10 protein-coding genes are annotated in these 12,556 nt (G+C 63.0%); 2 read left to right on the top strand and 8 right to left on the bottom strand.

Features of this window, described 5'->3' with window-relative positions; translation table 11 throughout:
* Positions 1–15: 15 nt before the first annotated feature.
* From zwf to tkt, 3 genes are read right to left on the bottom strand one after another with little or no spacing between them, the layout of a single operon-like run.
* Positions 16–1,578 (bottom strand): glucose-6-phosphate dehydrogenase, encoded by a 1,563-nt coding sequence (gene zwf / locus MHX63_RS00620; RefSeq protein ID WP_239386725.1) that lies wholly within the window; start codon positions 1,576–1,578, stop codon positions 16–18.
* Between the two features lie 57 nt (positions 1,579–1,635).
* Entirely contained in the window at positions 1,636–2,748 is a 1,113-nt protein-coding gene (tal, locus tag MHX63_RS00615; protein ID WP_239386723.1) for a transaldolase, read from the bottom strand.
* 48 nt (positions 2,749–2,796) lie between these two features.
* Complete coding sequence (tkt, locus tag MHX63_RS00610; RefSeq protein WP_239386721.1) at positions 2,797–4,887, bottom strand: transketolase; 2,091 nt, start codon at positions 4,885–4,887, stop codon at positions 2,797–2,799.
* A gap of 239 nt (positions 4,888–5,126) precedes the next feature.
* Here tkt and MHX63_RS00605 point away from each other — a divergent pair, with 239 nt between their 5' ends.
* Positions 5,127–6,083, top strand: coding sequence for a heme o synthase (locus tag MHX63_RS00605; protein ID WP_370643940.1), 957 nt, complete (start codon positions 5,127–5,129; stop codon positions 6,081–6,083).
* Positions 6,084–6,110: 27 nt separating this feature from the next.
* On the opposite strand, the gene MHX63_RS00600 is transcribed toward MHX63_RS00605, so the two are convergent.
* From MHX63_RS00600 to mptB, 5 genes are all read right to left on the bottom strand, one after another.
* Positions 6,111–6,905: a hypothetical protein gene (locus tag MHX63_RS00600; protein ID WP_239386717.1), complete on the bottom strand. Its 795-nt coding sequence runs from the start codon at positions 6,903–6,905 to the stop codon at positions 6,111–6,113.
* 62 nt (positions 6,906–6,967) lie between these two features.
* A complete protein-coding gene (locus MHX63_RS00595; protein ID WP_239386715.1) occupies positions 6,968–8,029 on the bottom strand; it encodes a heme A synthase in 1,062 nt (353 codons plus the stop codon).
* A 71-nt stretch (positions 8,030–8,100) separates the two neighbouring features.
* Positions 8,101–8,892, bottom strand: a complete 792-nt coding sequence (locus tag MHX63_RS00590; protein ID WP_239386713.1) for an ABC transporter permease — start codon at positions 8,890–8,892, stop codon at positions 8,101–8,103.
* Positions 8,889–9,887, bottom strand: a complete 999-nt coding sequence (locus MHX63_RS00585; protein WP_239386711.1) for an ABC transporter ATP-binding protein — start codon at positions 9,885–9,887, stop codon at positions 8,889–8,891. Before MHX63_RS00585 ends, MHX63_RS00590 begins: the two co-directional genes overlap by 4 nt.
* A 30-nt stretch (positions 9,888–9,917) precedes the next feature.
* The gene (gene mptB, locus MHX63_RS00580) at positions 9,918–11,657 is read right to left on the bottom strand and encodes a polyprenol phosphomannose-dependent alpha 1,6 mannosyltransferase MptB (protein WP_239386709.1); all 1,740 of its coding nucleotides are present in this window, start codon (positions 11,655–11,657) and stop codon (positions 9,918–9,920) included.
* Positions 11,658–11,869: 212 nt separating this feature from the next.
* Here mptB and MHX63_RS00575 point away from each other — a divergent pair, with 212 nt between their 5' ends.
* A complete protein-coding gene (locus MHX63_RS00575; protein WP_239386707.1) occupies positions 11,870–12,553 on the top strand; it encodes a MarR family transcriptional regulator in 684 nt (227 codons plus the stop codon).
* Positions 12,554–12,556: the final 3 nt, after the last annotated feature.

Raw genomic sequence — 12,556 nt, 5'->3', positions numbered from 1 at the left:
AGAACGGAAGCGGCTTTAGGGGCGACGCCACTGCCGCCCGGACCGGGACAGGATCTCTTCGGCGCCCTTCGGCCCCCACGTGCCGGCGGGGTAGTCTTCCGGGCGCCCGTGGAGGGCCCAGTGGTCCAGGATCGGGTCCAGGATCTTCCAGGACAGCTCCACTTCCTCGTTGGTGGGGAACAGGCTCGCCTCGTCCAGCAGGGCATCCAGGATCAGGCGCTCGTAGGCCTCGGGGGATTCCTCGGTGAAGGATTCGGAGTAGCTGAAGTCCATGTTCACGTCGCGGACCTCCATGGCCGAGCCCGGAACCTTAGAGCCGAAGCGCACCAGCACGCCCTCCTCGGGCTGCACGCGGATGACCAGCATGTTATTGCCCTGGGCGGTGGTCTGTCCCGGACCGAACGGCAGGTGTGGAGCCTCCTTGAACACGATAGCGATCTCCGTCACACGGCGCCCCAGGCGCTTGCCGGTGCGCAGGTAGAACGGCACCCCGGCCCAGCGGCGGGAGGAGATCTCGAAGGTAGCCGCGGCGTAGGTTTCCGTGGTGGACTCCGGGTCGAAGCCGTCCTCTTGGCGCAGCCCCTTCACCGGAATCGAACCCTGCCAGCCGGAGGTGTACTGCCCGCGCGCCGTAGTCTGCGCGAAAGGCCCCACCGGGGTTGTTGCGCGCAGCACCTTCACCTTTTCTGCCTGCAGCTCCTCCGGGTTGAACGTCACCGGCTCTTCCATAGCGATTAAAGCCAGTAGCTGCAGCAGGTGGTTCTGGATCACGTCGCGGGCGGCGCCGATGCCGTCGTAGTAACCCGCGCGTCCGCCCAGGCCGATGTCCTCGGCCATGGTGATCTGCACGTGGTCCACGTAGTGGGCGTTGAACATCGGGTCGAACAGCTGGTTGGCGAAGCGCAGCGCCAGGATGTTCTGCACCGTCTCCTTGCCCAGGTAGTGGTCGATGCGGAACACACTAGATTCCGGGAACACGCTGTTCACGATCTCATTGAGTTCGTGCGCCGACTGCTCGTCGTGGCCGAAGGGCTTTTCGATAACCACGCGTCGCCAGCCGTTGTGCAGCTCGCCCAGTTCCGGGTCCGCCTTCGCCAGCCCAGAGCGCTCGAGTTGGTGGCACACGCTAGGGAAGTGGTCCGGCGGGACGGACAGGTAATAAGCCCAGTTGCCTGCGGTACCGCGTTCGTTGTCGATCTCCCGGGTTTTCTCCGCGAGGGCGTTAAAAGCAGAATCGGTGGTGAAGTCGCCGGTGACGAAGAAAATGCCCTCGGCGAGGCGATCCCACACGTTTTGGCGCCACGGGGTACGCGCGCGATCCTTGACGCACTCCAGAACCTGCTCCTCAAACTGTTCCTTCGACCAGTCGCGGCGGCCGTAGCCGATCAGGCTAAAACCGGGTGGCAACAGGCCACGGTTTGCCAGGTCGTATACGGCGGGCAGCAGCTTCTTGCGCGCCAGGTCGCCGGTTACACCGAAGATCACCAGGCCGCAGGGGCCGGCGATGCGCGGCAGGCGCTTATCCAATTCGTCGCGTAGCGGGTTGCGCCATTCCTCGGCGGAAAAGGGAAGTTGCACTTGTCTAAAGTCCTATTTTTTAGTCGGTGGGGGTGAGCGCTGCTTGTGCTGCTTGAGCTACTTGGCTTCTAGCTGCGCGGATAGGGTGTCCAGCAGCTCGTTCCAGGAGTCCACGAACTTCTTCACGCCCTCGTCCTCCAACACTGCCCACACCTCGGCCAGGTTCACGCCGACCGCATCCAACCGGGCGAACACTTCGCGCGCGTCCTCCGCGGTGTCGCTGAGGGAATCGCCGCGGATCTCGCCGTGGTCGATCGTCGCGTCCAGGGTGTTTTCCGGCATCGTGTTTACGGTGTAGGGACCGGCCAGTTCGGTTACGTAGAGTGTGTCTGGGTACTCGGGGTTCTTTACTGAGGTGGACGCCCACAGTGGTCGCTGTACATGGGCTCCCTTGTCGGCTAGCGCGGTCCAGTCGGGGTTGTTGAGCAGGCGCTCCTCGAAGGCGGCGTAGGCCAGCTGCGCGTTGGCCACGCCTGCCTTGCCCTTAAGCTGAGTGGCCTCGTCGGTGCCGATGCCATCCAGTCGCTTGTCGATTTCGGTGTCTACGCGGGAGACGAAGAAGCTGGCCACGGAGTGGATCTTGGTGAGGTCCTTGCCGGCCTCAGCGGCGCGGGCAATTCCGGCAATGAATGCCTCCATCACCTGGATGTAGCGGCTGACGGAGAAGATCAGGGTCACGTTCACGCTGATGCCCTCGGCCAGCACGTCGGTGATGGCGGGCAGGCATTCCTGCGTGGCCGGGATCTTGATCATCAGGTTTTCGCGCCCCACCTTCGCAGCCAGCTCCTTCGCCTGTGTGACGGTGGCCTCGCGCTCGTTGGCCAGGCGCGGATCCACCTCGAGGGAGACTCGGCCGTCCACACCATCGGTCTTCTCGTAGATGGGCAGGAAGACGTCGCAGGCGTCCGCCACGTCGTCCGCCGCCATCTCGAACACCGCGCTGTCAGCCGGAGTGCCAGCGGCGGCGAGCTCGCGGAGCTGCTCGTCGTAAGCCGTGCCCTGGGACATCGCGTTGGCGAAGATGGCCGGGTTCGTGGTCACGCCGACCACGCCCTTGTTCTCAATGACCTCAGCGAGGTTGCCGGTGCGCAGGCGCTCACGGGACAGGTCGTCCAGCCACACGGAGGTGCCGGCTCGTGCAAGTGCGTCGATGTTGGCGGGGGTGCTCATGTAAGGAATCAGTCCTTGCTGTGGGGGTGGGGTTAGCTCAGGTGGGGTTTACTTGTTCGCCGCGATGGAGTCGTGCGCAGCGGCGACGACTGCCTCGGAAGTGATGCCGAACTCGTGGAAGAGCGTCTGGTAGTCAGCAGAAGCGCCGTAGTGCTCCAGGGAGACGGTGCGGCCGTTGAGGCCGACGAAGCGGTGCCACGGCATAGAGATTCCGGCCTCGACGGAGACGCGAGCCGTCACGTCGCTCGGCAGAACCTGCTCCTGGTACTCGGCATCCTGCTCGAGGAACCACTCCATGACTGGCATGGAGACCACGCGGGTGCCCACGCCCTGGCTCTCCAGCTCCTTGGCGGCCTCCACGGCCAGCTGTACCTCGGAGCCAGTGGCCAGCAGGATGACCTCCGGAGTGTCCGTCGATTCCTCGACCAGCACGTAGGCGCCGCGGGCCACGCCCTCGGCAGCCTTGTCCTGGGTTCCCTCCAGCACGGGGACGTTCTGGCGGGTCAAGACCAGAGCCTTCGGGGACTCCTCGGCCTGCAGGGCAGCCACCCAGCCAGCAGCGGTCTCGTTGGCGTCCGCAGGGCGGATAACCGCCAGGTGGGGGATAGCGCGCAGGGATGCCAGGTGCTCGACCGGCTGGTGGGTGGGGCCGTCCTCACCCAGGCCGATGGAGTCGTGCGTCCACACGTGGTAAACATCCGACTTCATCAGGGCGCCTAGGCGCACCGCACCGCGCGCGTAGTCGGAGAACTGCAGGAACGTCGCGCCGTACGGGCGAGTCGGGCCGTGCAGGGCGATGCCGTTCAGGATGGCGACCATGCCGTGCTCGCGGATACCGAAGTGCAGATTGCGGCCACCCGGCACCGCGGTGAAGTTACGGGTGCTGATGGCCTCCGGGCCGAAGCTCGGGGAGCCCTTGATGATGGTGTTGGTGGAGCCAGCCAGGTCGGCGGAACCACCCCACAGCTCCGGCAGGGTCTTACCTAGAGCCTGCAGGGTGGCCTCCGAAGCCTTGCGGGTAGCCAGGGACTCGCCGGCCTCCCAGCTGGGAACCTCGGCGTCGAAGTCCTCCGGAAGTTCGCGGGAGTACAGACGGTCGAACAGAGCCTTGCTCTCCGGGTTGTTCTCCGCCCAGGCGTCAAAAAGAACCTGCCACTGCTTGTGTGCCTCCGCGCCACGATCGATCAGACCGCGGGTGTGGGCGATTACGTTGTCCTCCACCGGGAACGGCTCGTCCGGGAAGTCCAGGGCCTGCTTGATGCCCGTGATCTCCTCCGCGCCGAGGGCAGCGCCGTGGGAAGCGCCGGTATCCATCTTCGTCGGGGCGGGGTAGGCGATAACGCTGCGCAGGCGGATGAAGGTGGGGCGGGAAGTCTCGGCCTTGGCGCGCTCGACCGCGTCCAGGATGCCCTCGACATCCTCACCGGTGACCTCGAGGGTCTGCCAGCCGTATGCGGCGTAGCGCGCGGAGACGTCCTCGGTGAAGGCGATCTCGGTCTGGTCCTCGATGGAGATTCCGTTGTCGTCCCAGAATACGATGAGGTTGCCCAGCTGCTGGGTGCCCGCCAGGGAGGAGGCTTCGGAGGTCACACCCTCCTGCACGTCGCCGTCAGAGGCGATGACATAGATGAAGTGGTCGAAGGGGGACTCGCCGGCCGGTGCCTGCGGGTCGAACAGGGCGCGTTCGCGGCGGGAGGCCATTGCCATGCCCACCGCGGATGCCAGACCCTGGCCCAGTGGGCCGGTAGTGATCTCCACGCCATCGGTGTGGTGTACCTCCGGGTGGCCCGGGGTCTTAGAGTTCCAGGTGCGCAGTGCCTGCAGGTCCTCCAGCTCTAGGCCGAAGCCGCCCAGGTACAGCTGAATGTACTGGGTCAGGGAGGAGTGGCCTGCAGAAAGTACGAAGCGATCCCTACCTACCCAGTGCACGTCCTGCGGATCGTGGCGCAGTACCCGCTGGTAGAGGGTATACGCCAGCGGCGCCAGGCTCATTGCCGTGCCGGGGTGGCCCGAACCGCACTTCTCCACGGCGTCTGCGGCCAGCACGCGGGCAAGGTCGACCGCGCGCGTGTCGGTCTCCGTCCAGTCCGCCGGATAGTTGCGCACCGTAAGTGCCTGCTGTTCTGGGGAGAGAGTCACTGTCAGTTGCCTTTCTTCATCAAGCCGAATACCCCATACATACTAATGGTCGTAGTCGCTCGCCGTGGCCAGTGGGCGCAGTTGCAGGCTCGAATATCGGGGTAAAAATTTTTTGCACCTTGCGGGAACTATTTGGAGCTCACGTACGACTATATGTAGATGGGCGAGTGCAGGCTCTGTTTCGGCCTGCACCCCGCGCTCGGGTAGCGTTAGACGCGATTCGGAAAACTTTCGAGAAGGTGGAGGCGAGGCAGCCGGTGAAGACATTCGCTGAGACGGCCAAGGCGTATCTAGCACTGACCAAACCCAGGGTCATTGAATTGTTGCTGGTGGCCACGATCCCTGCGATGTTGCAGGCAGCGCGCGGCGAAGTGAACTTCGGCCTTATCCTCCTCACGCTCATCGGCGGCTGGATGGGCGCTGGTGCGGCTAACACGTTCAACAACGTGGTGGATCACGATATCGACCAGCTGATGCGCCGCACCCGCCGCCGTCCCACTGCCCGCCAGACCGTCTCCGTCGGCGAGGCTCGTATCTTCGCCTGGGTGCTGCTGATTGCCTCTGTGCTGTGGCTGGGTTTCTTGTGCCACTCGTGGCTGGCCGCCGGCTTTATCGTGCTGACGAACTGGTTCTATGTTTTTGTCTACACCAAGTGGCTGAAGCGTCGCACCTGGCAGAACGTCATTTGGGGCGGCGCTGCGGGCTGCATGCCGGTGATTGTTGGCTGGGCCGTCATCACCGATAACAGCGGCGGTGCTTTCCACGCTGGGTGGTCTTCGTGGGTTCAGGCGCTCATTTTGTTCATGGTTATTTTCTTTTGGACGCCGCCGCATACCTGGGCTCTGGGAATGCGCTACCGCGAGGACTACGAGGCCGCGGGCGTGCCCATGATGCCCGTGGTCAAGCCTCCGCTACAGGTTACGCGCCAGATCCTGGCTTACACCTGGGCGACCGTGATCACTTCGCTTCTGCTTGTCCCGGCTGCTAGCTGGATCTACCTGGCAGCGGCTGTGCTGTCCGGCGCCTGGTTCAGTATCAAGGCGCATCTGCTTCACCGTGGCGTGAAGAACGGCACCCCGGTCAAGCCGATGCAGCTGTTCTTCCTATCGAACAACTACCTGTCGCTACTGTTCGTGGCTCTGTCTGTTGATGCCGTGCTGGGCTGGCAGACTCTCGCCGAGGCTGTGCTCGGTTAGCATCACGACCTAGGATCACGGCTAAGATCACCAAGCCGTTCTGAACCAATCGCGTTCGGCGAGGTTGAATACGGCTTCGCACTGTTTCTTCGTGAGCCCGGAATCGAGCTCCGCGTGGGTTTGCCCGGGTCGACGACTGATACCGACGATCGCCCAGCCGTTATTGTTCATACCATCCACGACAGCAATTTCCGCCGATGAGGCCATATTAAAACGGGTGCGATACCAGTCGGGCTTGCGCTTCATCTCAAACTCAAAGGAGTGCATCTGCCGGAACGAGCCATCAGGGTAAAGCACGTGGAGAGGCGCCCGATAGTAGTAATAGAACGTTGAGCCTGAGGATTCGCTTTCTCGCCTTTCGGTGCGGCAATGATAGACCTGCCCGACCAGCGCTGGGTAGTAGTCGATCCAGCCATTCTTCCAGGCGGTGACGATTTGCCTGCGTCGTGCTAGGGCGCTGGAGATCGAGTAGACCGCGACAACGACGAAGATTATTCCAACGATGAAAAAGACCGTATCCGTGAGACGGAGACTGTCTGCCGTTGCAACCCCATGGTGAAGTTTGCTGAGAATCAGCATGAGACCAATAGCAGCGAAGACGGCACCGAAGAACCCAACGACCAGGAAGATAATCATGCGACCCGGCAGGTCCCGAGCGTAAGGCTGCGGACCCGCTGCCTTTATTGCTTCAAAGGCCCCACTGTTATCCCGCATCGGGTTGGGGGTGGAGTAGTAGTGTTCGCCCCGTTCAGGCACCAGTGGAGTGTCCAGCCCCGAATTGAACTCCAGGGTGGTGCGCGGCATGCGCGTCGGCTGAGTCATGATTCGGCCCCCTTCGTCGCGGGCAACTAGACGATACTCTTTGGCTCCGAATCTTAGCCGTACTAGGCTGCGACGGTCTCTTGACGCTGACTGTCGCCGGTCGTCGTGCCCGTCAAGGTGGCATTGCCGCCGCTGTAGCGGTACTTCAGGGCCCAGAGGAAGCCGGTGGCCGCGGTGGTAAGCCCCGAGCCAATAACGTGGATCGGCACCGACCAGCGGGGAACACCCAGCCAGTACTGCATGATGCCGATGATGGCCTGCAGAATGATCGCTGCGATCACCCAGTAGGAAGCCGTCTTGATGCGGTGCTCCAGATTCAACGCGAACACGCCCGCCAACAGGCCGACGGTCAGGCCCAGGTAGAGGTACATGAAACCAGCATGGATGTGTGCCATGTCGATCAGAGGCACCTGCAGGCGGTGCTCCGGCAAAATAGCCTCATCGCCAGCATGGGGACCCGCGCTGGTAACCAAAGTGCCGGTCATTAGCACCATTGCCAAGCTAATCGCAGAGCCATCAGTGAGGATGCGCAACGGTCGGGGCATCAGCGGCTGCATTTCGCCGTCATCGGGTTCGCCGATTCGCACAACTAGTTTGGCGGCCAGGAATACCAGCAGCATGCTCGGCAGGAAGTGCAGCGCAACCATCCACCACATGAGATCCATGTGGACGGTGATTCCACCAATTACTGCCTGGGCGATAATGCCGATTCCCTGGACGAAAGCCAGGTGGAGGATTGAGGAGCGGCGCGCGGCTCGCACTACCGCAATGAAGCATATGAGGCAGGCGATGATCAGGACGAACGTCAGCGTCCGGTTGCCAAATTCAATCAACTGATGAATCCACGGCGCGGAACCAGCAACAGGAAACAGAGAGCCCGGGTGGCACTGCGGCCACGTGTCGCAACCCAAGCCGGAGCCCGTAACGCGCACCAACGAGCCGGTGAAGGTAATTCCCGTCTGGCAGGCCAACAGGATGATGGCGAAGAGCCGCTGGCGCCGAATCGTCGGCGCGGTAACGGGCCGAGGGAAGCCAAACCTGCGGTCGACTGCATGTGCAAAGGCGTACAGCTTCAGCAGCGCTCTGACGAAGGGATTGTTCTCCTCCGCGGCGCGTCGTTTCATAGTCTCAAGCACGCCTTTAAGACTATCGGAAGCCCACGTGGCGGGGCTAATTGCCGCTAGCCCTTCTTCCGCTAGTCGCTCTCCATGGTGAAGCGGAAAAGCTTCAGTGCGAGGACCGAGCCGATCACGGCCCACACGGCTAGGCTCAGCAGCGCCAACCAGTTGAATCCACCGGCAACCACGGCGGTGTGGAAGCCTTCCATCAGCGCCACAGAGGGCACGGCCATGAGGAAAGCATTGACGTTTTCACCGGCCGGGGTTGCCATGGTGGCGAACACAGCCGCGCCCAGTAGAACGAACCAGATCGTGTTGCCCAGCGCCAGCACCAGTTCCGAGCTCAGGGTGCCGCCCAGCAGCAGGCCCAGGCTGGTGAAGGCCGCCACTCCCAGCACCGCCGTCACCAGGGCAGCGGGCAGCCCCACGATGTCCGGGCGCCACCCCAGCGCGAACGCGGCGATGGAAAGCACCAACACTTGCAGCAAGACCACGATGCACACCGCGACGACCTTGCCCGCGATCAGCGCCCAGGTGGGCACGCCCGCCGCGCCGATGCGCTTCAGAGCCCCATAGCGCCGGTCGAAGGCCACTGCGATGGCTTGTCCAGTGAAGCCCGCGCCCATCAGGGCGATCGCCAAAGCCATGGGAAATATGCGTGTCACTGCGTGGGATGCGTCATCGCCGGGAATCAGCGTCAGACCAATAAGCAGCCCCAGCGGAATGACCATAGAGAGCAATTGCTGCTCCCCGTGGCGCAAGAAGAGCAGCGATTCGATCTTGGCTTGGGCCTTGACGATGTCACCAGACTTCGCCTGCTGGGATGCAGGGGCAAAGAGACCCGGCTCGAAGCGGCTGGTGGTACTCATGAGCGGATGTCCTTTCCGGTGATAGAGAGGAAGACGTCCTCCAGCGACTGCCTGTTGACCTCGAGTTGGCTAATCATCACGGATTCATCGGCGAAAGCCTCGGCCACCGCTGCGACCAACTGCGGGCTCAGCCCCTCGGCCTCGATTCTGAAGTGGCGGGGGCGCAGCTCGCCCACCGTCACCGGCTCCTCCGCGCGCTTGGCGATGGCCGCGGAGACAGCGGGGAGTGCGGCGTCGGAATCAACCTGCACCGACAGCCACGCGCCGGTGGAGTTCGGGTCACGGCTTGACATCATCTCCTCCGGTGTGCCGGAAGCGACCACGCAACCGGAATCGATGATGACCACCTGGTCGGCCAGCGCCTCGGCCTCGTCGATCAGGTGGGTGGTCAACACCACCGCCACGCCGTCGCGCTTCAGCGAGGCCACAAGATCCCATACCGCCAGGCGGGACTGGGCATCCAGGCCGGCGGTCGGCTCGTCTAGGAACACCAGTTCGGGCCGCCCCACCAGCGCGCAGGCCAGGCTCAGGCGCTGCTGCTGACCGCCCGATAGGCGCCGGTAGGGTGTCTTTTCGTGGCCGGTCAGCCCGACGGTCTCGAGCAGCCAGTCGGGGTCCAAGGGGTTTTTCGAATACGACGCCACCAACCGCAACATCTCGCCCACGCGGATCCCGGGGTACGCGCCGCCACCTTGCAGCATTACCCCGATGCGGCTGCGGACCTCATCCGATTCGACGGCGGGATCCTTGCCGAATACGCGAATGGTGCCTTCGGTGGGGCGGATGAAGCCCTCGCACATTTCGACGGTCGTGGTTTTGCCCGCGCCATTCGGGCCTAGCAGTGCGAGCACCTGGCCGGCGGACAGCTCAAGGCTCAGTCCGTCGACGGCGCGGCGTTCACCGTAGGTCTTGACTACGTCGCGGAGCTGAAGCACGGGAGAGCTTGCCCGTGCTGGGGCTGCTTGGGGTGCCTGGGTTTCAGGTCTTGTTGTCATGATGAGAGAGTCTAGCCCCCTAGAAGGGTTTTACGTAGTAGCGGCTACCGTTCGCCTGAGTGTACTGGGGCGGAACGACAAAGCCTCTGCCAGATCTGCGTTGTGGGCGGCAAATGCCCGCAGGACAACCAGCGCTACCAGGAAGAATACGAAGCTCATTGCATAAATGTAGATAACGGTGGACGTCGGCAGGGACAATCCGCGGGGGAGGATAAAAAAGCTGAACACCACCGAGTAGATCACGGCGGTGAGGTGGAACGCACGCCGGTTCGCCCAGGCCGCGAGGGGGAGAATCGCCCACAGGAGGTACCACGGGTGAACGACGGGGAAAAAGAGCACCAGGATGAGGGTGGCCACGCCCAGCCCGCCTACGGGGTGGATACGGCCGCGGAAAGAGGCCCACAGCATGCGAACAACCCAGAACGCGCCCACAAGCAGGCCGAGTGTACGGAAGACGATGAGCGCCGAATCAGTGTGATCGCCCAGCCCCAAAAGAGATCCGAGTGCTCCGGAGGTCAAGCCAAGGGAGGTGGTGATCGACATCCAGGAAATGATCTCCGCAGCGCCACCTTGGGAGGTGATCCAGCCAAAGCCGACCCCGGTGACGAGGGAGAATACGACGGAGGTTACAGCTGCGACCACTACGGCGACGGCCGCTGCAGAGAAGAGATCCACCAGGCGCCCGCCGAACCAGCGGGCGAGCGCGGCACCGGCAAAGCCCAGGCCGATGAAGGCCGTGACTTTGACTAGGCCGGCCATTGTAATCAGGCTAAAACCGCCGATGATGAGTATCCAGCGGCTGGTGAGGGGGCGTTCTTCGTTATCCACGCCACGCAGCACGAGCTCCAGCCCGGCAAGGAGAAGGCCGATCAGGGCCGCCTCGTTGTGAATGCCGCCGACCAGGTGCAGGATCGCCAGCGGGTTCAACACGCCCAGCCACAACGCAGCTCCGCTCGACACGCCACAGCGCCGTGCCAGACGGACAAGCGCCCAGCCGCTTAAGGCCAGCCCCAGAATGGCCACCAACCGGTGCAGCACGATGCCGAGGATGATGGAGTTGCCGGTCAGCATGGAAATGACCTCGCCATAGCCCAGCGCCACCGGGCCGTAGGGGGCGGGGGAGTGCGCCCACATCAAGGGCACGGAACGGGCTAAGGGATCATCGATGCCCAGCAAGTCTACAGGTCCGGCGCTGTAGGGGTCCCAGCCCTTCGCGGCGATCGCCCCCTGCGCCAGGTAAGAGTAAATGTCCTGGGTGAACAGCGGCGGGGTAACCATGAGCGGGGTGACCCACACGAAGAAAGTGCGCCAGTAGGTGCGTACCGGGATCGGTTGGTTGGGCCGACCAGGCGCTGAAACAGCGAAGGTAAACAGAAGCAGCCAGCCATAAACTAAGAAGCCGATCCCCACGAAGACAAGAACGGTGGTGGAGTGCAGCATCCGCGCCAGCGTGTTCACACCGGGGAAGTCCCAATAGGGGTTGTGAATCACGGGGAACGCGCCGGCGCCCAAGCCGCCGACCGTGATCAACATGGTGCCTAGGGCGCCTAGGAATACCGCAGCGTAGAGGCGCATAGACAGCCCGCGGCTGAGAGGCTGGAGCTGCAGCGAACTTTCCGGCACATTGTCGCCTTCGGAATCAGAGTGCAGTTGTGCCGAACGCGATCCCGCCAGGCCCAGTTGGGGCAATTGCTCCTGGAACCTCCGCCAGGGCGCCAGGAGACGCGACCCCCGAGGCGAGCTCGGGGTGGCTGAGGTGGGGGTAGTCATAGGTGCAAATACTACCGAATGTCGCAAGCAATCTTCGTCATGCATGGCCGTGACCAGCGCCACAACGAAAAGAAGCACACTCAGTTCCAGTTAGGCAGGGTTGCCTTAGTAGACAAGCGGGAATATTTACGACACACTTTTGTTGTCTAATCATGTAGGCACAACTTTTAGTTGCACAGGCGCACTCGAACAGGAGCCAAAGGAGGTACAGCGTGGCACGGACATCTGAGGAGCGGGCAACCCAGCCCACCGCAGAACACGACACGCGGCACCGCATTCTTCTGCACGTGCTGCGCCACGGTCCGGTGAGCGCATCGGACATTAGCGAGGCATTCGGGCTAAGCGCCGCCGGCGTTCGGCGTCACTTAGACAACATCGTTTCCGATGGCCTCGCCGAGGTCGTCGAGGCACCTCGATCCGGGCAACGTGGACGGCCCGCCAAGCTCTTTAGGCTGACCGACGAAGGCAGGGCCGAGTTTGGACATGATTACGACACGCTCGCCTTGCTGGCGCTGCGCGCTCTTCGCTCTGCCGGCGGGGAGGAAGCGGTGGAGGATTTCGCCGCTCAGCGCATCAACGATCTGCTGCAGGACGTCTCCGACGCCGATGCGGACGTTGCCGCCAAGGCCCAGGCCATTGCCGATGCATTGACCGAGCGGGGTTACGCTGCCACTGTCGGTCACGCAGGCGGTGGCGTACAGATTTGCCGTCATCACTGCCCGATCCAAGATGTCGCTCACGAGTTCCCAGAATTGTGCGCGGCGGAGCACCGGGTGGTTGCAGAGCTGCTGGGACAGCACACTCAACCTTTGGCAACGATCGCTGACGGCAACGGTGTCTGCACCACCTATATTCCGCTTAGAACCATTGACCCTTCCCCCAAGAAGGAAAGTTAAACC

Source organism: Corynebacterium sp. ACRQK (assembly GCF_022345965.1).
GTDB lineage: Bacteria > Actinomycetota > Actinomycetes > Mycobacteriales > Mycobacteriaceae > Corynebacterium.
Note: the sequence above shows the minus strand (reverse complement) of the source record. Positions and strands in the feature narration are given on the sequence as shown.